The 26,508-nt window shown below is 68.3% G+C and carries 19 protein-coding genes and 2 pseudogenes; 5 read left to right on the top strand and 16 right to left on the bottom strand.

Going from position 1 to position 26,508, the window contains the following annotated elements; translation table 11 throughout:
- The first annotated feature begins 219 nt into the window (after nucleotides 1-219).
- Together ABT129_RS28320 and ABT129_RS28315 are read left to right on the top strand one after the other, a co-directional pair.
- On the top strand, nucleotides 220-834 hold the full coding sequence (locus ABT129_RS28320; protein WP_351907263.1) for a hypothetical protein: 615 nt from the start codon (nucleotides 220-222) through the stop codon (nucleotides 832-834).
- 761 nt (nucleotides 835-1,595) lie between these two features.
- On the top strand, nucleotides 1,596-2,393 hold the full coding sequence (locus ABT129_RS28315) for a zinc metalloprotease (RefSeq protein ID WP_351907261.1): 798 nt from the start codon (nucleotides 1,596-1,598) through the stop codon (nucleotides 2,391-2,393).
- 189 nt (nucleotides 2,394-2,582) lie between these two features.
- Here the strand turns inward: ABT129_RS28315 and ABT129_RS28310 are convergent, their stop codons facing one another.
- The 3 genes from ABT129_RS28310 to ABT129_RS28300 all read right to left on the bottom strand — a co-directional run bounded on the left by ABT129_RS28310 (nucleotide 2,583) and on the right by ABT129_RS28300 (nucleotide 10,932).
- Nucleotides 2,583-2,954 (bottom strand): hypothetical protein, encoded by a 372-nt coding sequence (locus ABT129_RS28310; RefSeq protein ID WP_351907259.1) that lies wholly within the window; start codon nucleotides 2,952-2,954, stop codon nucleotides 2,583-2,585.
- Between the two features lie 645 nt (nucleotides 2,955-3,599).
- Nucleotides 3,600-4,139 (bottom strand): hypothetical protein, encoded by a 540-nt coding sequence (locus tag ABT129_RS28305; RefSeq protein ID WP_351907257.1) that lies wholly within the window; start codon nucleotides 4,137-4,139, stop codon nucleotides 3,600-3,602.
- Between the two features lie 61 nt (nucleotides 4,140-4,200).
- Nucleotides 4,201-10,932: a polymorphic toxin-type HINT domain-containing protein gene (locus tag ABT129_RS28300; RefSeq protein WP_502981943.1), complete on the bottom strand. Its 6,732-nt coding sequence runs from the start codon at nucleotides 10,930-10,932 to the stop codon at nucleotides 4,201-4,203.
- 165 nt (nucleotides 10,933-11,097) lie between these two features.
- Here ABT129_RS28300 and ABT129_RS28295 point away from each other — a divergent pair, with 165 nt between their 5' ends.
- A complete protein-coding gene (locus ABT129_RS28295) occupies nucleotides 11,098-11,325 on the top strand; it encodes a hypothetical protein (protein WP_351907256.1) in 228 nt (75 codons plus the stop codon).
- 47 nt (nucleotides 11,326-11,372) lie between these two features.
- Here the strand turns inward: ABT129_RS28295 and ABT129_RS28290 are convergent, their stop codons facing one another.
- The 3 genes from ABT129_RS28290 to ABT129_RS28280 all read right to left on the bottom strand — a co-directional run bounded on the left by ABT129_RS28290 (nucleotide 11,373) and on the right by ABT129_RS28280 (nucleotide 13,157).
- Nucleotides 11,373-11,606: a hypothetical protein gene (locus tag ABT129_RS28290; RefSeq protein WP_351907254.1), complete on the bottom strand. Its 234-nt coding sequence runs from the start codon at nucleotides 11,604-11,606 to the stop codon at nucleotides 11,373-11,375.
- 251 nt (nucleotides 11,607-11,857) lie between these two features.
- Nucleotides 11,858-12,037: a hypothetical protein gene (locus ABT129_RS28285; RefSeq protein WP_351907252.1), complete on the bottom strand. Its 180-nt coding sequence runs from the start codon at nucleotides 12,035-12,037 to the stop codon at nucleotides 11,858-11,860.
- 229 nt (nucleotides 12,038-12,266) lie between these two features.
- A complete protein-coding gene (locus tag ABT129_RS28280) occupies nucleotides 12,267-13,157 on the bottom strand; it encodes an NAD(P)-dependent oxidoreductase (RefSeq protein WP_351907250.1) in 891 nt (296 codons plus the stop codon).
- A 156-nt stretch (nucleotides 13,158-13,313) separates the two neighbouring features.
- Between ABT129_RS28280 and ABT129_RS28275 the strand changes: the two genes are divergently transcribed.
- Entirely contained in the window at nucleotides 13,314-13,649 is a 336-nt protein-coding gene (locus tag ABT129_RS28275; RefSeq protein WP_351907248.1) for a winged helix-turn-helix transcriptional regulator, read from the top strand.
- Nucleotides 13,650-13,954: 305 nt separating this feature from the next.
- On the opposite strand, the gene ABT129_RS28270 is transcribed toward ABT129_RS28275, so the two are convergent.
- Both ABT129_RS28270 and ABT129_RS28265 read right to left on the bottom strand, forming a co-directional pair.
- Complete coding sequence (locus ABT129_RS28270) at nucleotides 13,955-14,191, bottom strand: hypothetical protein (RefSeq protein ID WP_351907246.1); 237 nt, start codon at nucleotides 14,189-14,191, stop codon at nucleotides 13,955-13,957.
- Nucleotides 14,192-14,820: 629 nt separating this feature from the next.
- Nucleotides 14,821-15,374 (bottom strand): annotated as a pseudogene (locus ABT129_RS28265) (IS5 family transposase); the annotation flags it as partial.
- Between the two features lie 101 nt (nucleotides 15,375-15,475).
- Here ABT129_RS28265 and ABT129_RS28260 point away from each other — a divergent pair.
- Entirely contained in the window at nucleotides 15,476-16,228 is a 753-nt protein-coding gene (locus ABT129_RS28260) for a hypothetical protein (RefSeq protein ID WP_351907244.1), read from the top strand.
- Nucleotides 16,229-16,297: 69 nt separating this feature from the next.
- Here the strand turns inward: ABT129_RS28260 and ABT129_RS38105 are convergent.
- From ABT129_RS38105 to ABT129_RS28220, 8 genes and pseudogenes are all read right to left on the bottom strand, one after another.
- Nucleotides 16,298-16,402, bottom strand: a pseudogene (locus tag ABT129_RS38105) (IS5/IS1182 family transposase); the annotation flags it as partial.
- Between the two features lie 291 nt (nucleotides 16,403-16,693).
- Complete coding sequence (locus tag ABT129_RS28250) at nucleotides 16,694-16,870, bottom strand: hypothetical protein (RefSeq protein WP_351907242.1); 177 nt, start codon at nucleotides 16,868-16,870, stop codon at nucleotides 16,694-16,696.
- 100 nt (nucleotides 16,871-16,970) lie between these two features.
- Nucleotides 16,971-17,156: a hypothetical protein gene (locus ABT129_RS28245; protein WP_351907240.1), complete on the bottom strand. Its 186-nt coding sequence runs from the start codon at nucleotides 17,154-17,156 to the stop codon at nucleotides 16,971-16,973.
- Nucleotides 17,153-17,584: a PLL family lectin gene (locus tag ABT129_RS28240; RefSeq protein ID WP_351907238.1), complete on the bottom strand. Its 432-nt coding sequence runs from the start codon at nucleotides 17,582-17,584 to the stop codon at nucleotides 17,153-17,155. The genes ABT129_RS28245 and ABT129_RS28240 overlap by 4 nt, the downstream gene beginning before the upstream one ends.
- A gap of 402 nt (nucleotides 17,585-17,986) precedes the next feature.
- Entirely contained in the window at nucleotides 17,987-20,887 is a 2,901-nt protein-coding gene (locus ABT129_RS28235) for a glycosyl hydrolase family 95 catalytic domain-containing protein (RefSeq protein WP_351907236.1), read from the bottom strand.
- A gap of 144 nt (nucleotides 20,888-21,031) precedes the next feature.
- Nucleotides 21,032-22,483, bottom strand: coding sequence for an RICIN domain-containing protein (locus ABT129_RS28230; protein WP_502981942.1), 1,452 nt, complete (start codon nucleotides 22,481-22,483; stop codon nucleotides 21,032-21,034).
- A 533-nt stretch (nucleotides 22,484-23,016) separates the two neighbouring features.
- The gene (locus ABT129_RS28225) at nucleotides 23,017-23,814 is read right to left on the bottom strand and encodes a DeoR/GlpR family DNA-binding transcription regulator (RefSeq protein WP_351907234.1); all 798 of its coding nucleotides are present in this window, start codon (nucleotides 23,812-23,814) and stop codon (nucleotides 23,017-23,019) included.
- 182 nt (nucleotides 23,815-23,996) lie between these two features.
- On the bottom strand, nucleotides 23,997-26,417 hold the full coding sequence (locus tag ABT129_RS28220; protein ID WP_351907232.1) for an RICIN domain-containing protein: 2,421 nt from the start codon (nucleotides 26,415-26,417) through the stop codon (nucleotides 23,997-23,999).
- Between the last annotated feature and the right edge of the window lie 91 nt (nucleotides 26,418-26,508).

Below are 26,508 nucleotides of genomic sequence, written 5' to 3'. Positions count from 1 at the left end.
CTGTGCCCCGCCCCGCCCAGGCGATCGAGCCGAACCTCCGACAGGAAGCCGTCACTCACCCGCTCGATACGAGCTCCTCCCTCCTCCGGGGCCTGTCCGGCGTGGGAGAACGTGCGGACCGCCGTATGAACTGTCCGCGTTCACTGTTCAGCAACGTTCTGATCCGGAAGAGCCGACCTGGAGACCGGAGCGGTCGAACGGGCCTGCCAGGATGGGCCCGTGACGATCACTGCGGACATACGTACGGACCGCCTGCGGCACCGGACCGCCGGCCGGGTGCTGCTGGCCGGCGGAGTGGCGACGGGAGTCGGCTGCCTGGTGGGGCCCCTCCTCGCCGAGTCGACGGGGCTGCTCGTCCTGACCGGCGCCTTCGAGTACCGGTGGCCGAGCTTCCTGGTGGCGGTCGCGCTCTTCGGCGCGGCCGGACGGCTGCTGGCCCGGGGCGCGCTCCGGAGGCGGGTGCTTGCTGTGTGCGCGGTCGCGGCCGTGGCTACCCTCTGGTTCCGAGCGGTCCTCTTCCCCATGCTGAGCGCCGGCTGGGAGGAGACGGGCCGGACGGCAGCCCCGGACGGCGTGGATCGGTACGTCGTGGTGGAGGAGGGCTCGGCCATGATCGATCCGCTCTGGCGGGTGTCGGTCGTGGACGGGTCTGGGCTCACCGCGCTCCGCTGGACCGTGGGCACCTTCAACGGTGACGCCGCCGACGGCGTACTGGGAAATGTGGCCTGGTCGGGGCCCGACACCCTGGTCCTCACGACCGGGGAGGGCAAGGTGACGACCGTGCGCCTGGATCCGACCACCGGGAAGCCGGAACGCGAGCTGTCCGTCCCGTAGGCCCGGCACGCAGGCCGTACGGGCGACGACGCCGAGGCTCTCCGGCAATGATCCCGATGCTCTGCCGGAGGCAGCTGGGCCTGTACGGCGGACAGCGTCCCCCACGGTCAGGACCCTCCTCCACAGGAGTTGGGGCGAGGGCAGCCAGGAGGTCCACGGCTTCGGTGGCGTACCGACAGGCGGTGGGGTCTCGATGCCGTATCCGCCCAGGAGCTGGGTTGTTGACGAGTGTTCGTTGCGGAGAGGGGCGCGTACGAGCAGGGCCTGCCGCCCCGCATTCAGGCGTCTCCACCAGATATCGAGCTCCTTGCTGCCACGGCGGAGCCAGTCCCACAGGAGGCGCAGGGCAGAACCGGACACGTCGACGCTTGAAGGACAACAAGCCTGCGAAGCCCGTGGTGGAGACGGACCTCTTGTTCGAGAAGCCATCCACCAGCGGCTTCACCTCCTTGCAAGCCCAACCGCTCAACCCGGCAGCCCGGTTGGACGGCCCCTCGCTGGCCCCCGGGGAGCCGGGCAGTCGGCCAAGTCCTGAGGGCTTCCGCTTGTTGCGCTTTACCCAGGACCTCTGACCATCTGTCCCATTCCATCGGGCACGGCAGCACGCGCATCACCGACAGCAACCGCACCTTGTTCCACTCTGCGGTTGATCGCCCGAAAATGGAGTCCCTGCCCCTGACGCATACATGCCAGTCTGCTCCGTGCGGCGCCGTGTCTTCGATCGCGGACGCGGTCGGGGGCGTCGAAATTGGGGGAACCCCATGTCACGAGCAGCCAGACCCATGGTCGGACTGGCCGGCCTCATGCTGATGCTGATAGGGCTGACGGTGCCACAAGCTGCTGCCGATCCGTTGCGCGGCACGGAGCCTAGGACCGCGGCCGTCCAGCACGACGAAGCGGTGTACGTCGTGCAGGAACGAGAGGACGGCACCGTCCACACCGCCATCTACGAGCCCGCCGCAGGCGTCACGCCCAACGAGCTGAGGGCTTCCCTGCGGCGCCAAGGCATCCGCGGTGTCCAGGACGCAGAACCGACAGCCGCAGCCGCCTTCGGGACACTCGGCTGTTCCCCGATCGTGGGAACCGCGTCGGCACTGTGCGGCGCCAAGTGGTCCTACGGGGCCTACAACGACCCGCAGGTGTACTTCCTCGACCACACCAGCGACAGTTGGCCGGTGAGCGACGCCCAGGTCGACTGGTACCAGGCGCCCGGCATCGACGCCTACTACCGCTGGCACACCGCCGGCTGCCCCAGCGGCCGTCACTGCGTGCACACCTACAGCGGCAGCTACGGAACCGACTGGTACGGCCAGACCTCGTACACGACCTCCGGCGGGTACTTCGTCGACGGTTCGGTCGTCGTGAGGCTCAACGATCAGGTCACGCCGAACACCTACGCGGCACGGCGCAGCGTCGCATGCCATGAGATGGGCCACGCACTGGGGCTGGATCACAACGGGTCCACCAACAGTTGCCTATCGGTTCCCGAGTTCCCGCAGCACCCGTCGTCCCAGGACTTCTCGGTGTTGAACCTGCTCTACCCGAAGGCCGGCACCTGACGGACCTGGCGTGCTGCCCTCAGCCTGATGCCGAGCTGGGGGCAGCACAGCACGAGTCCATGAGCGCATTCCATCGTCGCTCTGAGCCGGCCAGACGCAGGGCCGACGCAGCTTGGTCACAGACGCGACTCGTCCTGGCCCCCAGCACTCGTGTGTGGACCAGGCAGAACACGGGGGTGTGACGCATCGTCAATTAGCAGAGTCCTGATCCCAATGCCGATCCAGACCCGTTCTTGCCGCCCTCGCGGCAGTACGGAGTTCGCTCCACTGGGCTGATTCTTCGATCCCGGACGCGGCCCAAATCGACTCGGGTCCCTCGCTCACAGCGTCCACGCTTTCATGGACCGACTCGATGAGGAGAAGGTCCTCGCGCCTGAGCGAGCCATCGCAGGCTCTGGCACGAGCCACGTGCAACACGTCGTCGAATTGAAGCAGGATCTCATCTGCTTCCACTCCCGACTCCTGCAAGTATGCGGTTTGACGGCCAGGGTCAGCCCCGAGCAGATCCAGAACACCAAGGACCCACTGCCGAAAGTCGGTCAGCTTTCGCTCGCTGGTCATCGACTGATCCTCCCAGATCGCTTCGTGATCCACAGTCCTCCAGTGCGGCCATCACGAAAGGATCCTCACTCACTCTGCCTTCTGCCTCGGGATCGAACGCCTCAGGGAAGCCCAAGCGATCCAGAAGCATGTAGAAGAGCTCTTCCCCGAAGGTCTCTTGAGACCGCGGGACTTCTTTCGATCATGGTCAGGTCCGTATCCGGGTCGACTCCCGCAGATCTGGCCCGCGCGCATCCCACTGGCGACCTCCGGGTTCCAGACCCCAGACCAACGCGACGCTGCTGTCCTGCACGGACGCCACACATGCGCCGGGGTGACGGCCACGCCGGTCAGGTGTTCTGCAGGGGGCGAACACCGCCTGCGGCGATAGACCCGCTCCGGGTGCTCGTCCTTCGAGCCGGGATACCAGCTGAGCAGGCGACAGATCCCGCACCAGGGTGGAGCAGTACGCCTTCGTCAAGCCGCCCATCATTGCCCCCGCGTCCGACAGCGGGTGGTGCCCGGTCGCAGGAGGGGCGGGAAACAATCTTTGTGCGCTTCCGAAATTCCCGGTCAGGGTCGGGGCGGCCAAGAAGCTCTTGGCCGCCCCGACGTTCATCCCCCGAATTTCACGTCAACAGCTGCGATTTCCGAGCTGCCGACCTTTCATGCGATTCCGTCGTGATACTCCCCATCCGATGTCTCGGACAGTGTCTTCGGGATCTGCTCGATCATCCATTCCTCACCGCCGTCGGCCAGACCGTGGCGCGTATAGCTGACGAAGGGAGCATCGTGGGTGAGGAGCTCGTGCATCGCCTGAGCGGTACTTGTCAGGTCCACGGCGCAGTCGCCGGCACCGAGATCGTCAAGGCCCTGGGTGACATGTGCGAGCCATGCCTCTTGGTCCGTCACGACGAAGTCCCAGCGGCCCGTGATGCTGATGCGCTCAGCCTCTTCGGGAACCGAGCCGTCACCGGACTCGGCCCCTTCCATGTCCTCGAACAGTTCCTCGTCCTCGAACAGGTCGGAGAACGGACTTCCCCAACCCGACGATTCGAAGGTCGCGTCGGAGTAACGCGCTGCGGCGACACGTACCCGCTCGATGACTTCGACAGCCGTGGGAGGTGCTACGTCCTTCCCGGACATCACGTTGGCGTGCTCGGTCAAGGCAGCCACGAGTTCGTTCAGCGCGGCGGGGATACTCATGTGCTCGATACCATTTCCTTCGTTTCCGGTTCTACGGCCGAATTCCGGCCGTGACGCCCCGTCACCAGTTGTAGTGGCGGGTGTGCGAGATCTGTCCGCGCCTGTTGAAGTAATCCACGTGGACGTGATTGCCCGAGGAGCAGACCCCACGGTAGCGGCAGCGGCCACCCATGCGGGCATCGCGCCGGGCGGCTGCTATCGCCTGCGCCTTCGACTTGAACTTCGTCGGCGTACGCAGATCGTTCCAGCCCCGCTTCTTGGGAATCCGGCGAGCGCAGTTGTGGACGAGCGCGGGCTGACCGTCAGCCACCACGTAGTAGGTGTGGGTGCCGGCCACGGTCAGGTTGAAGACGGTGCGGACTGCCTGCGTGCGCTGGGTGGCCGTGACCTTCGGCGCGTTCCCGTTCGGGTTCGACAGGCGTGAGCCCGCGGTCAGCTGCACCGCGTCGACCCACCCGCGCCCCTGGACGAAGAAGGGGTGGTTGGCGGTCGCGGTGATCTTCTGCGACCGACCGTCGCCGTCCCCGTCCACGGACAGGGTGACGAGGTCCTTGACGCCGCTGCCGATGATCACGTCGGAGACCGGGGAGATCTTGGTCTCGCCGGTGATCTCGTCCACCGCCTGGACCGAGTCTCCGATCCTCACCTGGCTGATCGGCTTGGTGCTGCCGTCGGCCATGACCACCGGTGTCTCGGGCAGGAAGGAGTTGCTGCGGCAGCTTCGGCCGATGGTGCGTGCGGCCCGCAGGGCGCGGTAGCCGCGGTAGGCCCGGTAGCCCCAGGCGGCGGCACCGAGACCGGGGATGAACCCGACTGCGGTGAGCGCGATGTCCCACTTGTTGCGCCAGGCCCAGCGCTTGGCCTTCTTGAAGAACTTCTTCCAGCCCCACTTGCCGTCCAGGTCGAAGCAGTTGACCGGGTCGGCCGAGCAGTACTCGTAGGCGTTGGCGTTGCCGCCCTGCTGGGGGTCGGTGGACAGGAAGCGGCCGGTGGCGGGGTTGTACTGGCGTACGCCCATGAGCGTGAAGCCGGCCACCGTCTCGCTGGAACGCTGCTTTCCGCCCACCCAGCCGTAGCGCACGGCCTGCTGCTTGTCGCGCGGGTTGCCGTACTCGTCGGTGTCGAGGACGACCGGCGCCTCACCCGCGGTGAGCGGGAGCTGAAGCGCCACGTCACCGTGGATGTCGGTGAACTGGAGCACCGTGTCACCGGTGGCGCTGGTGACCGCGCCGAGGTTCCCGGAGAGGGCGTCGACATTGCGGGTCAGGGCACCGGTGGCGGTGTTCTCGACGATCCAGCGCGGGTTGTCGTTGTCGCCGTCGTAGTGGTTGAGCTTGTTCTCGGTCGGCGACCAGGTTCCGCCGCTGTTGGTCTCCACCGTCCAGCCGCGGAAGCGCAGCGCGGCATCGAGGGTCCACGTCTGCCGCTTGGTGCTGCTGGTCTGCTGGTAGGCGAGGTCGTTGGCGTAGTAGCCGACGCCCACGCCGCCCGGGAGGGCGGTGGTGCGGCCGAACGCGTCATAGACGTAGCCGGCGTCGGTGATGCGGTCGGCGCTGTCGAACGTCGAGGTCCTGCTGGTTCCTCCGGTGGTGGGGCAGTCCATGCCGGGCGTCGAGGCGGCCGTGGTCAGGGACGTGCGGTTGGCGTGCTTGTCGAACCCGTAGGTGCGCCGGGTGCAGACCGTCTCCACCGTGTCGTCGACCTGGACGAGGCGGCCGACGGCGTCGTAGCGGTAGGTCTGGTCCGACCAGCCTGCGTGGCTGGTCGTCTGACCCTGCACGGATTCGGTGACCGTGTCGGACATCACCACGCTGCCATCGCTGTCACGGGTGTAGGTGCGCTTGACCGGAGTGCCGGTGGTGTCCTCGGTCTGGCTGAGGGTGTATCCGCCGGGCAACTTCTCCGTGGCGACAGAGCCGTCCGCGTCGTACGCCGCCTGGAAGACACCCGCGATCGAGTCCGTTGCCTTCGTGGCCAGGCCACGCGGCTCGGTGCTGTGGTCATAGGTGAAGGTGACTGTGGACGGGACGGTGTCGCCGACCTTGACCGGACGGTCCAGCAGGTCGTACTCGGTCGTGGTCCTGCCCCCGTCGGCGTCCGTGTACGAGGCGAGCCGGCCGAGCTTGTCGTAGACCCGCGTGATGGTGCCGCCGGTCGGCGACGTCGTACGGATCTCCTGCCCGGTGGCCGGGTCGTACTCGGTGGTGGCGTCCGGGACGGCCTGGCCGCTGCCGCCGGCGAACTTCACCGTGACCGTGCGACCCGCCGCGTCGTACGTCGTGGTCGAGGTCCGAGTGACACTGTTGGCGGTGTCGGTGCCGATCGTGGCGTTGCCCCACCAGTCGTACTGGGTGGTGGTGGTCGGCAGTTGCGACGGGTTGCCGCCACCGCCGGTGATGGCGCCTCCCGGACCGGTGGAGCACACCAGGTCGGCCCACTCCGGGCGGCCGTTGCACGTGCCGGTGCCGGTGGCCGACCAGTAGGTGGTCACCACGGCGCCCGCGTCGGCCCCTGTGCTGCCCGTGTTGTACGTCTTGGTGACGCGGCCCTGGGCGTCGTACTCGGTCGTGGTGGTGATGGCCAGTCCGGCCGGATCCTGGATGGACTTCGTCGGAAGGCCCCTGGCCCAGTCGTACTGGGTCTCGGCGACACGCTTCTCGGCGTGCACGCCGGGGTGCTCCCGGACCTGGGCGCCGCTGGTGACTCTGGTGACCTGGTCCTTGATCGTGGCGGTCCCGTCGGTGGGACGGCCCGCGTCGTATTCGTTGACGGCCCAGCTGCGAGCCAGGACCGAGGTGCCGGCGGTGACCAGGGTGGTGGTGCCCGACTTCAGGTCCGCGGTGAGGTCGACGCGCCGCAGCGGGCCGAACTCCTCGAGCTCACGGGTGCCGTTGTCGTTGTAGACCGACTTGGTGGTGAGCAGGTCGGCACGCTCGGACGAGGCCCGGGCGGCGATGCCCAGCTCGGCCTGCACTGCGCGGTCCGTGGCATTCGTGCCAAGTGCCACGGCCCGGTTGGCGGCCGTCAGTTCACGGACGGTGTTGCCGAAGCGGTCGTACTCGGTCGTCGTGATGTGCCCACCGGGCGTGGCGGCGTTCACCGAACGGCCCGAGGCGCCCATGTAGGTGACGTCCGCACGCTGGTAGGACGTGGCGGACAGGCCGCTGCCGGCGTTCGACGCCGGGGCGACGTCGGCGGGGAACACGGCGGTCGCGTCGGTCGGCGCGTCCGTCTGGCCCCACGCCTTCACATCGGCGGCGCCCATCGGGTAGGGGGCGGTGGTGCCGGTCAGCGGCACGTCGTAGACGACGCTGGTGGCAGCCGTCCCCTCGACGACGTCGAGGGTGCCCTGCCGCAGTGCGGGCCGCGATGCCTTGAGCAGCATGCCGTCACCGGCCGCACTGCTGGACCCGGCCCTGCCGTACGTGAACGTCCACGGCAACTGACCGGACGGGGTGACCTGAGTGACGCGGCCCGCGGTGTCGTAGGCGTACTGCGTCTTCAGCGCGGGGCTGATCAGCGGGTTCCACGTCTCGGTGAGCCGGCCCGCGTCGTCGTACCGGTAGCTCTGCACGGCCTTGGAGGTCGCCGAGGCGGCGCCGGGCTCGGTCGACCACAGACGGATCTCCTTCACCTGGCCGGCGAAGTCGCCGAGCGTGGTGGCGTTGGCCGTGGTGGTGGTCGCGTAGACGAACTCCAGCGAGCGGCAGCCCTTGGTGGCGGGCGTCGCCGTGCAGGTGGCGGCGGACGCCGCCGAGGTGGGCGCGATGACCCGCTTGGGACGGGCCAGCGTCTTGCCGGCGACGTTCACCGTCTCGGAGACGACGGTCGTCGTGGTCTGCGCCATGCCGTCCAGCAGCGCGCTGGAGACCTGCCAGGTCGTCGCGGCCGGCTCCGGCTTGGTGAACTCGGTGACCGTGCCTTCGGTGTCGGAGAGGGTGAAGCTGCCGGTCACGCTTCCGGTGAGCGTCAGCTCTTCCGAGCCGGGCTCCGACACCCAGCCGTTCCTGGCGGCGTTCGCGGTGAAGGAGGTCTCCTCGCCCTCCAGATCCACCACGGCCACGGCCGTGTCCGAGATCCTCCGCAGATGCGAGTAGTCGGAGTTGGTGGCCTCGGCGGCCGTGCCCGAGACCCACTCCTTGCCGAATATGGCCGCCTGACCGGTCTGCTGAGCCCCGGCGTCCGGCTTGCGGGAGGAGGCACTGCGGTTCACCGACAGATCGAAGTGCGTGGTGTCGGTGGTGGACAGGCTGTAGTCACCGGTAAGCAGGTTCAGCGAACCCGGACCGATCTCGTCCACCGCGGCACCGGATGCGCTGCGGTCGACGACGACGGAGAGGGGCTGAGTGCTGCCGGTCGCGGAGTTGGGACCCGTGAAGTCGGCCTTGATCTGGACGGTACCGTCGGGATCGACGGTATCCGTGGCGTTCCACACGAGCGGACTGTTCCTGCCGCCGCTGAGCGGTACGGGCCAGGTGGTCAGCGCGGTGCCGCCGGAGGTGACCTGACCGGCCGGGATCGCCACCCAGGAGTCGGCCTCGGAACGGCGCCAGGAGAAGGAGACCTTGTCGTACTTACCGCCGTCGGCCTCGGCGACCAGCGGCAGACGCCGGGCGGTGCGCTCGCCTTCGCTCGGCTGGACGAACCCGCCGGGACCGGCATGGAAGGTGTACGTGACCGGCTCCGACTTGTTGTCGGCCTTGTCCACCTGGCGCACCTGGAGGCTGTGGGTGCCGTCCTTGGGCGGGGCGACCGTGATGGCCCTGGCGGCGGTGGACCCGCCGGTGGCGACCTTGGTCCAGGTCACGCCGTCGAGTGACCACTCAAGCCAGTTGTGGTCGGTGCCGTTCGGCGTGACGGTGAAGGTTCCGGCCTGTCCCGTGCCCTTGACCCACGCGGTGGACGGGTAGTCCGTCGAGGTGATGCCGGTGGGCGCGGACGGTGCGGCGGTGTCGACCGTGAAGGTCTTCCAGGCCGACCACCCCAGGTTGTAGTGGGCGCCGTCGTACGGGGAGGTGCGGAACTTGTACGTCTTGCCGTTGGTCAGCACACCGGCGGGGACGGTCACGGAGGCGACCTGGCCGGAGTTCACCCACGGGGAGACGATGACGTCGCCGACCTGGGTGTTGGTGGTGTTGTCGAAGATCTGGAAGGTGCCGTTGACCTTGTCGCCGTTGGCGTCGACGAAGGTGTCCCGCAGCGTCGGCGTGAGCGTGTTGACCACGTAGGCGCCGCTGTAGGAGAAGTACGGCGGGCCGGCCTCCTGCTTGGTGCCGGTGCGCGGCCGGTAGTTGTAAGTGACGGACAGCTTGGGAACGTTCGAGGAGGCGTTGGCGGAGTTGACCCGCTTCCACTCCTTGGTGTCGTTCTCGTCCGTGGCCTTGAGCCCCATGCCGGCGTGGGACCACTTGTTGTTCGCCCAGTGCTGGACCAGGTCGGTGACGTCGGCGTTGATCCACCCGTCGGGCTGCGCGGAGCAGCCGGGGTTGCCCTTGGCCTGGGTGGAGGTGGCCATCTTGGTCGCCATGGCCGGCCTGTTCGTCCAGCGGGAAGCGGTGGTGGCGTTGTTCGCCGTCCACACCTCCCAGGGCTGCGCACTGCAGTCGGTGTTGCCCGAGTGGAAGTTCCACAGGCTCAGGGTGGCGCTGGACACCATGGCGTCGGAGACCGGCGCGGTGTTCCAGGTGATGTACGACTGGGCGATGCGGTAGGTCCCGTCGCCGTTCTTCGTCCCCGGGTTGCCGAGGTCCAGCTCGACGTCGTTGGACCAGTCGACGGTCTCGCCCTGCTGGACGTAGGTGTCGAACAGGTTGCCCAGAGCCGAGGTCGAAGGGTCGACAGTGACGGGGTACTGGGTGGCCGGGTCGGCAAGGAAGGCGGCGTCCGGGGTGATGACCAGGTCGACGCCGCCCTTGGTCTTGACGACCTTCATCGCGACCCTGGAGCGGTGGGTGTGCTCACCGGAGACCTTGTCGACGGTGGCGTCCCACATGACCGGGGCCGGCATCGTCGCGGTCTTCTTCGACTTCCTGTCCGTGAACAGCACGCTGCCGTCGGTCTGCTGCTCGACCTTCAGGCCCTTGGTCCTCAGCGGCAGCGTGTAGGAGAAGCCGTCGGTGGCGGGCCTCTGCTTGAGTTCGACGAACTGCTCGAAGCCGGTACGGGTGGCCTCGACCACCACGTCCGCGCCGGGCACCGCGTTCACGTAGGTGGCGCGGGTGCCGTCCAGTCGCGGAGCGGGCAGCCCGCCCCGCCACTGCAGCGTGATCTGCTCGTCACCCTCGCCCAGGGTGACCAGATCGGTCGCGGCGGCGGACTGGGCCGCGCGCAAGGAGCGCGCCGTCACACCGGTCTTCCCGGCCAGGGTCAGGCCTTCCGGATGCGCCTTGGCGGCGACCGAGCCGTCCGTCCGGGCGACCAGATCGATGTCCACATCGCGCCAGGCACCCGTAGCGGTGTCCTGGAAGCGAACCGGCCCGGCGGTCAGTTCGGTGGTGAGAGAGCCGTTCTTGTTGGCCCAGGTGGTCGAAGTCTCGGTCCGCTCGGAGAGCGCCTCGACCCTCTTGCCGGACAGCTTCGCGGCCACGCGCGCCGACGCGATGTCGGCCGCCTGCGTCACCACCTCCTGCTCCGGCTCGGCCGCGGGCGTCTGCCGCGGCTGAGCCATGGCGGAGCCGGCGCCGTCCAGCATGGTGATGGCCAGGATCAAGGCGACGCCGCCGGCGATATGCCGCAGGCTTCTCCCTGTCCAGGGCCGCCCCCGCTCCTCCGGAGCGGGTAGTTGAATCGTCATGTTCCCTCAGTCTCATGGTTCCTGACGCACCGTCGTGTGGTGCACTCGTGAACGTACCGAGAGAAAAATCGGCAAAAAATTCGTAAAGGTCCTGCAAGGTGACAGTAGAGTTCCGATGTGCCCAGTGATTTGCAGCACTCTTCTCCGTAAATTCACCCCTCGGCCTTGGCGGCTGCGACGAAGGCGACGCACTACTGCCTCCCGGCCGGAGCTCAGGCCTACGTCCACACCGGCCTCCGCTACCTCGACCGCACCGGCGCCCACAGCAGCTACCTCGGCTACATCCGACACATCCTGCTCAACACCAGCATCGCCAAGAACCCCGACTTGCGCCTGAAGAAGTCCGGCAGCCGCAACAACACCGCCCGCGACGGCACCACCTACAGCTGCTGATGCACAGTCAGCAAGCCCTTGCCAGCTGACGTATGGCGCTACGTTTCCTAGTACTCCGCACAGAACGTGGGCTCGCTGACAGCGACGTCACCGGCTCTGCTCACACTCACGGAGAGATTGAGGCCGTCCGGGACTGGGCCTCCGTCGGGGTGGAAGAGCACATCGAGGCCGTGGTCCTCGATGTGCTGGAGCAGGGCAGCGTCAAGGGCAGAGGGTGTCCTGCCGACCAGTGGGATGTCGGCGTAGAAGACCTGGGGTCCGGTGCGGCCGTGAACGGTCACGGCGCCCAGCCGTGGGGTGCCGTCCTGGCAAGCGGACTAATGCGCGCTCACTCCAATCTTCTCGAACGGGTCCTCGCTGGGATTCCACTGCCCGTCCTCGCCGTGCCACCGGAAGGGGAAGTGGCCCATCCGGCCGGCCGGTAGCTCGCCGTCGAGAGCGGCAGTCACTTCCGGCGGGCTCATGCCGAACCGCAGGGGGCCCACCCGCTCCAGCGGCACCCACTCCCAGCGTGCACGGTCGCGGTCGGGCGTCACCGGCCAGGCCCCAGGTTCTTCTCCAGCCCGCGGACATCGCGCCAGTGCATGACCGGCGCGGTCGGGTACGGGTCGTCGGCGAGGTCGAGCCCGACGAACAGGGCCGAGGTGATCATCGTCTCTCCCCGGTCCAGGTGTCCCTCGGCAGTCACTCCCCACTTCAGTGCGGTGTCCACGGACACCCCCCAGGCTGCGACCTCCGGGTCTCCGCTCCAGTTCGCGCTCACCACCGCACCCGGTCCTCCGGCCTCCTCTCCCACCGGCCCACTCCAACTCCTCCCCGCGACACGGGCGCACCACCTGCCGAGCATGGACGCAGCCAGCCCGCCGACTCGCCATTCTCCGGCGGACCCTCAACGACGACTCCCTGCGCCTGCGGGCTCGGACCGCGGCCGCACTCCTTCCTTACGCCTTCCGGGATGGCTTCCTGAGTACCTCGGTCAGGGCGGAGATGCTGTGGTCGCCGTGACCAGCCGCAGCCGCCCGCTCCACCAAGTCGTACAGCGGAGCGAGCCAGGCCACGTCGACGTTCGTCTCCTTGGCCAGTTCCATGTCATGGGCCGCGCCCGCGAGGAACAGGTTCACGGAGGAGGCGGCATGGGTGTAATCGCCGCTGTCGATCTCCGTGGCATAGACCGGCAGCAGAGACTTGATCATGTCCAGCCACTTGCCGGCGAACCGCACCATGCTGCCCGCCTCCAGTCCACGCGCCTGCACGGCCGCTGCTCCCTGGAAGAAACCGACGAGCGCGGGCAGCAGCATCGCACCCACCGCCATCTCGTACAGGGCGGCGAGGTCGGCCTCATCTCCGAGATGAACAGTGTCGCCGCCCAATACCTTCAGCGTCATCGCGTACTCGTCGAACACTGCCTTGTCTCCGCTGAAGTACAGCAGGGTGTCCGGCGCTCCCACGGCCTCGGGCACGTTCTTGACCGCTCCGGCAAGAAACCGGGCGTCACGGCCATTCGCCCAGGCGCCCATGGCGCGGGCGCCGGCGGGCGAACCGCTGTTCAAAGTGATGAGGGCACGCCCTGACAGCGCCGCCGCAGCCGGCTCAAGGGCCGAGCGAGTGTCCTCGAATGTGGTCAGACACGTGATGATCAGCGGGCTCGCCTCGACCGCGACCTCCACCGTCCGGGCATGGACAGCACCCTTGGCCACCAGAGGTGCGGCCTTGGCAGGCGTGCGATTCCACACCGTTGTCGGGTGGCCCGCGTCGGCGAACGCTCCGGCCAGCGCCCGGCCCATCGACCCCAGCCCGATGACGGTCACGGGCGCGGGGGCATCCTTGGTCATGCCTCACTCCAGTCAGCAGTCGGATGGTAGAGCAGCCACACCATCGCCGATCAGCGCGTCAGGTGGGCTCCCGATTTCATTCTGGAAGCCCACATACATTTGATCAAGTACCTACAATTCTGTTCGGTACCCACACTTTTGTCAGTAGGAGTTCTGATGAGCAAGCGGACCTACACCTGCGGGCTCGACGCCGCCATCACCGTCATGGGCGGTAAGTGGAAGGGGCTGATCCTCTTCTCGCTCGGCGAGGACGGGCCTTTGCGTTTCGGAGAGTTGAGACGGGCGGTCCCCGGTATCAGCGAGCGAATGCTGATCCTCCAACTCCGAGAGATGGAGGCCAGTGGCCTGGTGCACCGCGAGGTCTACCACCAGGTCCCGCCCAAGGTGGAGTACTCGCTGACCGAGTTCGGCAGCTCCCTCAACACGGCACTCGCCCCACTTGGGGAGTGGGGCGAGAAGCATATGGAGCGCATAGAGGCCATCCCCTCCTGACCCATTCATTAGTCCGGCGGGAGTGACGGGCCTGTTGGTGACATCCTGGATCTCTTTCGATGTCCAGAAGGATTGGGGAATTCGACGACGCACCGACTTCGCCGACGACAAGTGGCACAGACAGGCCAGGACAACAGAGAGGGCCTTACGCGGCTCCTCGACCAGAGGGGCGAGCACCCGCACCTCACTGGAAGCACCGTCTTCATACCCTTCGACCTCTCGGACCAAGGCACAGCCTGGTTGCTCGTCTCGCCACCGAGCGGAAGCCGATCCACCAGTGCCAGATGACGGTTCGGTCTCATTGGTCAGTCCGCCTCCGGCCGAAGCCGTCGGCGAGCTGCCTCAAGCCGCTGGTCATAGTCAGGCGCGAACAGCCGCGCAACTGACCTGTCCAGTGTCCCGGCGATGCGATGGATCGGCACCCAGACCGCCGGATCGTCGACAAGCCGGCTCAGGTCGGTCATCTGCAGCTTCTCCAGCCAGTCCGACAGCACCAGCGCCTCGTCACTCGTCAGCTTGATCGTGACCTGGCTATCGCCCATGCACACCCCTCCGGCTCGGCCCACCCCCGACCGCACGAACCTACTGGTCCTCGACCATGACCGAACGCCTGGGGCCCCGGGGCTCCTGCGGGTGCCAGGAGCTGTGCGCGGGCCGTCCAGAGGCATCTGCGGCCGCCGCGCTCCTCCTCTGTCCCAGGATGGTGCCGCGTCCCGTAGGTGCGCCCCGTTCAGCGCGGAGTGGCTTTGGACTCCTCAGTATCGTGGACCAGCTCAGCAAGCTGGAGCAGAAGCCCGTATGTGGCCACTCGACCGTGGACGCGGATGAAGTAAGACCGGCTGGAGCATCTGAAGATCTCTCGTCGGAGCACCTTCCAGAGCCTGTGCTCGTAGGTGCTTGCCGCCTTCAACAGGGCCGTTTCGGCTTCCTCCGTACTGCCGTCGAATTCTGCGAGCGTTCGTGCATCTCGATCCGCCTCACTGACACCGTCGATCGGTATGGCAAGCACAGTCCATCGGGCCACGCTGAGATCCGTTCTCCCCTGCACCGTCGGTCGCGGCGCGCACCGCGCAAGTGTGACAGGCGCACCCTCACCCCCGACCGTCACCACAACAGTTGTGCCGAACCCTGGAACGAGGTTCCGGCGCACATTCTGTGACGGAGAGTCCTCGAGCCATAGGCGGAGGAAGACGAGGGTGACCATGGCTTGGTAGTGGGTGGCTCGTTCGTCGTAGCGGGTGGCCAGGGCTCGGTTCTGCTTGAGCCGGTTGAAACAGCGTTCGACGACGTTCCGCCGCAGGTAGGCGGCTCTTTCGAGGTGGGCCGTCGCAGGCGAGGTCGATCTTGCTGGTCAGCCCGCCCCGGGACCGGACGAGTGAGTGCTTCGTCTTCCCAGAGCTCCCTTCGGGCCCCGGCCGCATGCTCATGGGCCCGTACCCTCGTCGAGTCGACACACACGATCGTCCAGTCGACGGTCCCGACGGCGTCGCAATGCTGCTGGACATGAGCAGGCAGCCTGTCCCAGGTTCTGTCGGCGGACCAGTGGCGGAAGCGTTCGTAGATCGTCTTCCACGGCCCGGGCCCTTCGGGCAGGTCACGCCAGGCGGCACCGGTGGACAGCTTCCACAGGATCCCGTTCACCACCTGGCGCCGGTCCCGCACAGGCCGGCCCATCCGGCCCGGAGCCGGCAACGGAGCGATCAACGCCCCTGATTCATCCGTCATTTCATGTCGACGCACTACGAACGGGAGCAACAGCCATCGCCTTTCCGGACACGGCCTAGGCCGTTTCGTTCGGATCTTGCGAGGCTTGTCATACTTCCCGAGTGGAGATTCAAGCCGAGGAGGCAGCCCGACGTTGGCTGGCTGATCAGGGCGTTAGCCAGGTGCACGACGGGTGGGTGAGCGACGAGAAGCCGGACGTGTTGCTCACCGCCAACCAGGTAGCGCATTCCTGGGCTGGTGATGTATTCGCCGAAGACCTTCATACAGCCGACCAGATGCAATTGGCTTTCGGGCTGCTGGACCTCCTCGACGAGTACTGGGTCACGTGCGAGATCCGGTTCGCGAACGCGGGTGCGGAGGGCCCCCTGCCGGCCGACGTGCTGTGGGACGGCTACCGTCAGCGGCTGGAGGCGGACCGGGAGGCCGAGGCCGTCACCTACTCGCTGTGGGTGGACTGGTTCGAGGACCACGCCACTTCCGCGACGGCCTTCGCCGAGGTTCTCGGTAACGACATCGACCGGGTGGTGGACGACCGATCGGAAGCCCTGCTCCGCCGAGCCCGTCGGGTTCTGGAGTGTTCGGGACCGGTGCGCTGGACGGTGAAGGAGCTGACGTACCGCACCGCCGTGCGGCTTCCTGCCCTGCACTCGGCCGTCTTTCGCGGCCTCCTGGCGAGCTTCCACGACGTCTACGGCGACCTGGAGCCGGCTGCCGCACTGGCCCTCCTTGGCCGGCTGGATCTTCCCACGAACACCCAGCACCTTGCCGAACTGCGCCACGTACTCGCCGCGGGTCACAAGAACCACTACCGCAGTCCTGGTGCCTGGGACGATGCGGTTCGCTCCTGCTCCTGAGTCGTTGGCCTGGCAGACCAAAGAAAAATGCCGGCGACGTAGAGTCCGGTCAGGCAGATGGTCGCGGTTCTCGTAGCGGGTGGCGATGCCCCGCCACTGTTTCGAGCGGTTGATGCAGCGTTCGACGGTGTTGCGCTGCTTGTACGCCTCGCGGTCGAAGGCGGGTGCGTCGCCGGCCTTCTCCGGCGGTGAGTACGACGGCCAGCGGCCGGCAGTGGGCATCGGAGGCGAGGTGGATCTTTGTGGTCAGTCCGCCGCTGACCGGCCGCTGGCGTACGAAATCGCTGATCGATTTCACCTAGCCTCCTACCACTCACAGCGCTCACCACTGCCTGGGGACTACTTAAATCGTCGCTTGGTGGGGCCACTTGCCCCGGCCGCCGGGGCCACGCAACACCGTCCAAGACCGTCTGGGCAAGCCTTGCTGGAGGGTGGGCGAGCCGCGCAACGCGCGGCTCGCGGTCTCTAGTTCTGCGGCCTGGTGATCTGCCAGGTCTTGCGGGCGCCGACACCGGCCGCCACGAGTGCGACCACGGTGAAGCAGACCACCAGGAAGGGGCTCTGACACCTGACGGCGACCACGGCCATGCAGAGGCACACACCCCAGTCGACCCAGGTCCGCTTCAGCAACGCCGTCCTCACGTCCCGTACCCTCCCGTTGAGCGCGCCTGAAGCATACGGCGCACACCCGGTCCGGGGACGGCTCGGGCGAGCTCCGGCCGGGTCAGAGGGTGTCGCCGTATCAGTCCCAGCGGTCGTGCAGGAAGCACCCGCCGGGCACGTAGGCGCCGGTCTCGATGTCGCCGGGACCCCAGCCGGTGACATCGAGCAGCTCGCCGTCGAGCGGCCCGCCGAGGAGTTCGGCGTATTGGCGGCCGGAGGCAGGGTCGGGTCGTCGGGGCTGGTGCCGTAGGCCAACGGCGGTCACGGGCAGTACGGACCGTTCGGCCTGTCGTAGCAGTTCATCTGCCAGGTGCCCCAGGAGCCGTCGGTCCTCCCTACACGGAACCAGACCTTGCCGTCCATGCCGGTGGCCGAAATGCTGATGCTGTCGTGGGGGGATTCCTGCCGGGGGGTGGCTTCGATGCGGCTCTTGACCCACCCGCCCAAGGAGACCCAGCCCTTCCAGGTGCCGTCGGGGCGGGCGCGGTTCGCCCACACCGCGTTGTCGGTACCGACGACGTACTCCTGCGCCGTCCCGTCGGCGAGTGTCGTCCTTGAGACGCCGTACTCACAGATGTACGCGCCACCGTTCCCGTAGCACGTGGAGGCCTGGGCCGGTGCGGCCGACACCGCAAGGCCGGCAACGGTGGTCACCGCGAGGAGGGCGGCCTGCAATTTCTTCGCTCTGAACATGGGCTACTGCTCCCAAGAGGGGTGAGTGACTGTCACGTGCGGTACCTGGGCGGGGTTGCCGCCGCTATTGGTCCTAGTGTCCGATTCACCACTAACGTTCCGCTGCCGTTTCGCTGTCGCACCGCGGCTGCCCGTCTCAGGGCTCGAACCGGCAAGCCGATGTCGGCGTACTCCCCCGCCCAGTTCGTATGGCCGTGGATGCAGCGCTCTCCTCATCGGACGCCTTGCACACCTCCCTTGTCGGTCCAGGTGGCGGGATCCGCCGGCGGAGCACGAGCCGCGGCAGACGGTCTACGGACTCTTCCGGCGCCGGCAGCGCCGACGGCACCTGGCCGAAATCGGGTGGCGCCGTACGCGAGTGCTGATCCTTTCGGCGGAGATTCATCGTCGAGGTCCACGCGGTCAGAGGGGGACGATCGTCCATTCCTGTCCGGCCGAGTTGTCAGCGGGCATCTGGACGATCCTGGCGCCGTCGTCCGTCGAGCCGCTCTCGACGGACGCGCGCAGGCCGCTGGCCCGGTTGATCAGGTGATATCGGCCGCTCGCGCCGGCGGAGACCAGGGCCCACCACTGGTTGGGGCTGTCGGTGTCCGTCCACTGGTCCAGCGCCTGGCCGGGTGTCATGGAAGTGCCGGGATTGTCGAGGACCTTGTCGCTGTGGACGTTGGTGAGACGGAAGGTGCCGTCGTGGTTCGGCTCCAGGCGCCACCGCTGGTTCGCCCCGCCCGACCACGGCCACTGGATGACCGTAGCCCCGTTGCCGGTCGATTCGTTCGCCACGTCGAGCACCTTGCCGCTGGCCCGGTTGACTACCCGGTACGTCCCGGTGAGCAGGCCCACGGTGATCTGTGTACGTTGGCCCGCCGTGAGGGACACCTTTCTGGCGTGGTCGCCGAGGGAGGACGGTGTGACGGTCGCGGTGGTGGAGAGCGACGTGATGCCGCGACGGCAGACGAAATCTAGGGTCTGTGTGACGTGCGAGACGAGAGTGACGGTGGCGGTGCGTGCCGTCGTGTCCCACGTCAGGGTCTCCACGAGAGCCCGGTTGCGGCCCCGGACGCCGCGGATCGTGCCCCGCGCCAACTGGTCGGGCAGGGCCGGCAGGATTTCCAGCATCCCCGGCCTGGTGTAGATCAGGGACTCGGCGATGATCGCCGGCAGGGCGTTCGCGGCGTCGCAGTTGTAGGTGTGCAGGTCGGGGTTGTGGGAGGTCACCAGGGAGCGGAAGACCATGTTGCTTCCCAGCACCTTGCGGATGTTGTCGTAGACACCGGCCCCGTTCTTCAGCCGGCTCCACGCCAGTGCGCGGTGGAGGCTGCCATGGGCCGAGTAGTTCTCGTCGCCGCGCATCCTGAGGGCCTTGCGCGCGGCGAGAACGAGGCGCGGCTTCTCCTCCGGGTTGATCTCGTGCAGGGGCCAGGCGCCGTACAGGTGCTGTGCGTGTCGGTGGTTGTAGCGGTCGTTCAGGCCGGCCCAGGACCATTCGGCCAGTGCCTCGTCGCCGTTGACGGTGTAGTCGGGAAGCCTGGCGAGGAGCGCGGTCCAGCGGTCCACTCCCTGTCCGTCGCCCTGTTCGACGTTCAGCGTGTTCGCCGCGTCGATGGCGGCCTGGAGGGCGTGGCGGCCGGCCATGATGTCGCCGGTCGCGTTGGTGGAGAGCATCTGGCCGGTGTTGGAGGGGGAGTTCTCCATCGAGAACGAGGGAACGAAGACGACCTTGTCGTGGGAGTCGGTACGGGTGAGGAAGTCCTCGTAGAAGAGCGCGAGTTCCATCAGGGCAGGGCCGAGCCTGTCCTGGAGGAAGGCCTCGTCGCCGGTCACCTGGTAGTGCTCCAGGAGCGGGTACAGCATCCAGTCGGCGCCGCCGGTCCAGCACTGCCCCGGGAAGTCACCGCCGTTGAAGTGCAGCATGTGGCCGTGTTCGCCGTCGGTACGCGACGGCGCGAGGAAGCCTCGTGCGCCGTACAGGTTCCTGGCGTTCCTGCGCCAGTCGTCGAGTTGCCCGAGGACGAGGTCGAAGAAGCCGTTCATGGCGGCGCCGTGGCTGAGGATGTTGCCGCCCGCGACCTGGAGGTTGACGTTCGCGTCGGTGGTGAAGTCGTCGGCCCAGGCGCCGTTCCAACTGCCCGCCCACAGCCCGGTCAGCCGCGGGGGCAGGACACCGCTGGAGCTGACGAACAGGTACCGTCCGGAGTCGTACATCCGCTCCAGGAGCGCGATGTCGAGCGTCGACCGGTTGCCGTTCTGCCGCGCGGTCAGCTCGGATGTGGAGAGCTGTCGGTCCGCGGCGGATACACCGAGGTCGAGGCTGGAGCCGTCGAACATCGCCTGGTGCAGAGGTCTGTGGCGCCCGAGCAGGGTCGCGTAGTCGGTGGAGAGCGCGCCCAGCGCGGCGTGCAGCGGCTTGGCGTTCCACTCGCCCGCGTTCTCGTACCGGCCCAGTTTGGTCAGCAGTACCACCTTGGCCGCGCGGGAGACGACCAGCGTGGTGCCGCTGACCGATACCGAGGCCCTGTTGCCCGTCACCACGACCCGGGTGACGCCCTCGTATCCGAACGCCCCCTGTCCCGACGGGTATGTACCGCGGAGGTTGAGGTATCCCGTGCCGTTCGAGGCCGTGGCGGTCGTGGTGAAGGCGACGTCGCCCGGTACGCCGTCGAGAGCGGTGTTCACCTTGATCGTCGTGTCGACGGTCCTGCCGGCGGCGGGCAACAGCTCGTGGACGACGACCCTGTCGGCGCGGGAGACGAAGGCGCGCCGCTTCCACACACCGGCGTGGTCGGACCACGAGTGCGTGACCTCGCCGGTGCGGAAGTCGGTGACCCGGGCGTAGTCGTTGGACGTCGTCGCGCCCGGCGTGCTCAGCTGCAGTTCGTACGCCGGGTGGAAGGTCTGTGTCCAGCGCAGGTCCCAGCCTTCCGCGAACTCCCCCGCGGCCCCCCAGTAGTCACCGGACAGGGCCCTGTCCCGCACCGACTCCAGACGGTTCGCGAGCACGGGCGGCGTCACGTCACGGGTGCCGTTGGGCAGCACGAAGCGGTGGTGGTTGAGAACCATGCACTCCACCTGCGGTGTCCCGTGGAGCACCGCGCCGTACTCGCCGTTGCCGGTGACGAAGCCGTCGGTCCAGTCCGATGCCGGCACGGTGTCGTACATGCCCCGCTGCGGCAGGGTGACCTGGGGCGGAACGACTCCTGCCGCCGCCGTCGCCAGGACGCCTCTGGGAAGCGCGACGGCACCGGCGGTGAGGGCGGCCGCGGTGATGAAGCCTCTGCGGCCGAGAGGGGTGGCGGGGGAGGACATGACGGAGCTCCTTCGATGGCAAGGAGAGCGGGGAAGGGAGGGGGCACGCCTGGGCAGCTGGTGGGGGCGGGGGCCGAGCGGCGTCCCGTCCGTGTCGGCTCACACCGCGTGGGAACGCGGACATGAGCTCCGTGAACGGCGCCGTCAGGCGATGGCCCGCTCCCACTGCTGGTTCTGACCGCCGTTGCAGGTCCACTGGTCGAGCGCGGCGCCGTCCGCGTACGAGTAGTCGGCGACGTCCAGGCACTTGCCGCTGTGCCGGGCGACCAGTCGGCTGTAGCCGGCGTCATCCGTCGGCTCGACCTTCCAGTGCTGGGACTTGACGGAGCCGCAGGTCTTCTGGACGACGGGAGCGCCGTTCTCGGTGGCCGTTCCGCTCGCTTCGAGGCACTTGCCGCTGTTGCGGGCCATGATCTGGACGTAGCCGCTGCTGCCCACGTTCTTGAACCAGTACTGCTGGTTGATGTCCCCGCCGCAGCCCCACTGGATGATCCGGGCGCCGTCGGCGGAGTCGAAGCCGGAGACGTCGGCGCACTTGCCGCTGCTGCGGACCGACAGCGTCTCCCAGATCACGTTCATGCCGGTCACCCTTCCGGCGGCGGTGTCGATCGTGACCCTGGGCGAGTAGTCCATGGTCATGGTGGTCCGGGTGGGGAACTTCAGCGGGAGCCAGACGTACTGGGAGTCCTGGACCATGCCGCCCATGGAGTTGCCCCAGCGGTCACCCATGTAGAGGTAGCCCGTTCCGTCGGTGCCCTGCACCGGGAGGACGTAGGCCGTCTGGCTGCGGTAGGCGGTGGAGTTGCCGATGTCCTTGAGGCCGCTCCAGGTGCCGGTGACGCTGGTGGCGGTGGCGTACTTCTGCTGGTTGGGCGCCCAGCCGGTGGCGCCGGAGGTCAGCAGGAAGTAGACGCCGTTGCGCTTGAACATCGCGGGGGCCTCGCGCGACTGTCCGGCCCACAGCTTCTTCACCTGGGCGTCGATGCCGGTGTAGTCGGAGGTGAGGCGGTAGACGTGCAGGTCGGCGTTCTCGTTGGCGGCCGAGATCATGTAGCCGGTGCCGTCGGTGTCGACGAACGTGGTGATGTCACGGGACATGTGGCCGAGGGGGCGGAAACTGCCCCGCCAGGTGTAGTCGCCGTCGACGGTGTCCGACACGGCAACGGCGGCGCGGGCCTCGCTGTAGTCGGTGGCGCTGCCCTCCTTGTGCATCCACATCACGAACTGGCCGGTCGACGCGTTGTATACGACCTTGGGACGCTCGATGTTGGCGCCCACGAGCTCCGGGTCCGTCGCCTGGGTCAGCACGTGGTTGCGGAACTCCCAGGTCTTCAAGTCCGTCGAGCGGTACGCCGAGACGTACCGGAAGCTGTTGTCGGCGTTGCGGTTCTCACCGAACCAGTAGTAGTACTCCCCTACCTTGACGACCCCGCCACCGTGGGCGTGGACGGGATTGCCGGCCGGATCGGTGAACTGCGTGGCGTTGGCCGTGGCGACCGAGGCCGCGTGGGCGGTCCCCATGACACCGACGAGGGACAGGAGGAGGGCGGACAGGGCGGCGAGGAACGCCGAGGTCCTGGTTCTTCTGCGTGGCATGGTCACTTACCTCTTGCTGTGGGGGCCGTCACGAGGGCTCGCGTGGTCACGGCGAACCGGACGTGCCCGGCGGGGTGTGGGGTGAGCGGGTACGTACTGCGGAGGCGTACGCGAAGGCAGGGGCCGACCGGATCCGTGCTCACGGCGGCGGCGGTCGAGGCGGTGCGGCCCATGCGTCGGAGGGGATCGCCGCCGCGTTGCGGCTGCGTTTCACCCTTCATGTTTACGTTAACGCCGGGTGTTGGGAGAGAGTCTGGAAGGCCGGTGAGGGCCTGTCAAGGGTTTGCGCCGAAGGTTGGCGTACCGGTCGGTATCAGGGGTTTTCCTCGCGGCCGTTCCCTTGCCGACGGCTTGCCGCCGTTCTCCCCCGCCACCCGAAGCGCCTTGATCGGCCCGCCACCGCTTCCGCGTACGGGCCGATGACGTGCCTGCCCAGCTGTGTGGGATCGCCGTGGGTCAGGGAGACGCCGTCGAGTGCCTGCACGATCCGGGCCTGGACGCCGGATGCCGTACGGGCCCCCTCGGCGGGAAGGTCAGGCGCTCGCCGTGTCGGCCAGGACCAGTCGGCCGACCTCGCGGCTCAGCACCGCCCGGGCATGCTCGTCGAGGGCGTCGTCGGAGACGAAGTAGTCGATCTCGGAGAGGTCGGCGAACCTGCTCAGCCCCACCACGCCCCACTTGCTGTGGTCCGCGACCACGGCGAGCTGCTTCGCGGATTCGATCAGCGCCCGGTTGGTCTGCGCCTCGGCGAGGTTCGGGGAGGTGACGCCCGCGCGCTCGGACACTCCGTGGGCGCCCACGAAGAGGAGGTCCACGCGCAGCGAGCGGATCGCCTGGTCGGCCAGTGGCCCCACGAGTGACGCCGACCTCGTCGGGGAGCCGCCGGTGAGGAGCACGGTCGGGGCGCCCGCGTCCTGCTCCTCGGCGCGTCCGCGCAGCAGGTCGGCGACGGGCAGCGAATTGGTGACGACGGTGAGGTCAGGGATGTACCGGAGGGCTGCGGCCACCGCGAAGGCGGTCGTGCCTCCGGAGACGGCGACGACGCCACCCGGCTTCACCAGGTCGGCCGCCACCCTGGCCATGGCCGCCTTGGCCGTCGGCTCCCGGTTGGCCTTGGCCTCGAAGCCGGGTTCCTCGCCGGTGGTGGTCGCGGAGGTCGCGACGGCCCCTCCGTGCACCTTCTCCAGGGAGCCGGACCGGGCCAGCGCCTCCAGGTCCCGCCGAACGGTCATGTCCGAGACCCCGAGCTGTTCGACGAGGTGGGCCACCCGCACGGCGCCGTCGCGGCGCACGACGTCGAGGATCAGCGCGCGCCGCTGGAGCGCCAGCATCGGATCCTCCGTCCCCGTGTCGTCCGCCTCGTGCGGGAACCGGTCGGCGTGGAGCCCACCGAAGTCGACGGATTCGAAGAGAATACCTTCCTCCTTTCGAGGGGGCGGCCCGCGCCGGCCCGGTGGGTGCACTCCGGAAGGCCGGTCCGGAAGCCGGACGGTTTCCGGACCGGCCGAGGGCCTCAGGAGGTGGTGAACTGCTGGTTGGCGGCCGTGGCGCAGGCGTACTGGACGACTTCCGCGCCGTCCGCCGCGGAGACGCCGCTCACGTCCAGGCACTTCCCGCTGTGGCGGGCCAGGAGGGTGGTGAAGCCGTCGGGCGACCTGTGCACCGACCACTGCTGGTTGACACCGCCGTTGCAGCCGTACTGGAAGACGATCGCACCGTCGGAGACCGACTCGCCGCTGACGTCGAGGCACTTGCCGCTGTGCCGGGCGACGACGTTGACATAGCCGCCCCCCGCGGAGCGCAGGGACCACTGCTGGTTGGTCGCGCCGCCGCAGCCGTACTGGACGACCTGGGCGCCGTCCGCGGTGGAGGCGCCGTTCACGTCCAGGCACTTGCCACTGTGCCGCATGCGCAGCGGCACCCACGCGTCCGGGGCGACGGAGCGGAAGGTCCAGGACTGGTTGGCCCCGGTCGTCGGGCGGTACACCCCCACGGGCGCACCGTCGCCCGTGGACTGGCCGCCGACGTCCAGGAGCTTGCCGCCGGCGGCGTTGACGAGGGTGTGGTGTCCGTCGCCCGTGGTGGACAGCATCCACTTCTGCTCGGCCGAGGTGCCCGGGGCCACCAGGGTCAGGGAGTCGCCCTGGGCCGCGAGCGCCTTGCCGTCGACGACGCTCGTGATGCGGTAGGCCGCGGTGTTGCTCCAGTCGGCGGAGGCGAGCTTGGTGAACTTCCACTGCTGCCCCGTGGTGCCGGGACTGGAAGTGCGCTGGACCAACGTGCTCCGGCCGTTGCTCGTGGCGACGGCCAAGGCCTTGCCGCTGTTGTCGTTGAGGAGTTGGCGCGCGGAGCCGGTGGGAGCCGTGGTGTCGGAGGCGTGCACGCCCGTCGCAGCGGGCAGGACGAAGGTCGTGACGGAGCCCGGGCCCACGGTGGTGGTGAGCGTCCTGCCCGCGGGGGCGAGGTCGCTCTCGCGCTGGAGGTTCTTGGTGCCGTCGGTGGTGTAGCGCTGGACGGCTCCCGTGCCCACGTTCTGGAAGCCGGCGAGGTTCAGGGTGAGTCGCTGGGACTCGCCGGTGGGGTTGGTGTGGACGACGACCGCGCCCCGGCCGGCCGGTCGCAGGGCGGCGAAGGTGTCGGCGTTGTCGGTGTTGATGACGCGGGCACCGGGGCGGACGAACCGCGTGTAGTTCGCCATCGCCCAGTACTTCTTGTTCTTGCGGAGGGGTTCGGTGGCCGCGTCGGCCGGAGTGAAATCGGTCTGGATGAGGCCCCAGTTGGAGTTCTCACGACCCGGCGTCATGTTCTCGTAGTCCTCGACGGCCTGCCACAGGACCCAGGCGCGAGGCTCCAGCTCGCGGAAGTCCTCGTTGATGCGCTGGGTGAGATCGAGGGCGGGGCTCATGTCGGTGAAGCTCTGTCCGACGCTGCCGCCGAGGTCCACCTCGGACATCCACAGCGGGATGCCGGTCCCCTTGGCGATGTCACGGACCCCGGTGCGTCCGTTGGTGCCGTACGTGTGGGTGTTGAGCCTGCCGACCGCGGACCTGGCCGCCGGGTCGTAGGCGTCCCAGTTCGCGCGGAAGACGTCGGGGTTGGTCTCGTCCATGGCGGCGACGGGGGTGGTGAGGCCCTCGGCGTTCAGCCGGGTGCGCATGGTGGTGATCATGCGCGCCTGGGAGGCGGGGTCCCAGTGGGATCCCTCCTGCCGCCCGCCGGCCCGCCAGTAGTCGGTGCCCGGTTCGTTGACGGGGGAGACGGAGTCGAAGGTGACGCCGGTGGCGCTCTGCGCGCGCTTCAGCGCCCCGGAGAGGTACGCGGCGAACCGCTCGTACTGGTCGGAGCGGAGGTTGTCCCGGTTCGGGTCCTGCGCCCCGGAGACGAGTCCGCTGTTCGTCATGAAGTACGGCGCGGAGTTGGAGAAGGCCTCGAAGGTGTCGGCTCCCCGCGCCTTGGCGGCGGTGAGCCACCAGCGCTGGTTGGCGTCGGCGTTCGGGTTCCAGTGGGTGGGGTTGTCCGGGTTCCACCAGTCGGGGGACTCGGCCCCGGGACGGTTCCACCAGCCGGGAACGGCGCCGCCGGGCCGCATGTAGGGGGTGGTCTCGGGGCTGTCGCCGCCGCCGATGTTGTAGCGGGCGATGGTGAAGCCGAGTCCGTCCGCGCCGTAGAGGGCGTCGGCCAGCGCGTTGCGCCGGTCGTCCGGCCAGCCTCCGGTCACGTTGGCGAACCAGGCGAGCGCCGTGCCCCATCCCTGGAAGGGCTGCTGCTGGTAGCCGGGGTCGGGGCGGACGGTCACCGCCTGCTCGGCGCTGCCGGCCGCCACGGAGGTCACGGGGGTGAGGCCGGTCGCGAGGAGCGCTGCCACGGCGGCGGTGCCCAGGATCAGGCCCCTTCTGCGCGCGGGGGTCGGGGGGCGTTCACGGGTGGAGCGCATGGTCGGTCTCCCTGGGTCGGTCGTCGATCGACGATGGGGGCCGCGGGCTACGGGGCCGGTCGCGGCCGGGTGGTGCGGGACGGGCGGTCGC

It is taken from the genome of Streptomyces sp. NPDC002057 (assembly GCF_040296665.1).
Taxonomy (GTDB): Bacteria; Actinomycetota; Actinomycetes; order Streptomycetales; family Streptomycetaceae; genus Streptomyces.
This window is presented reverse-complemented; position numbering and strand designations above follow the sequence as displayed.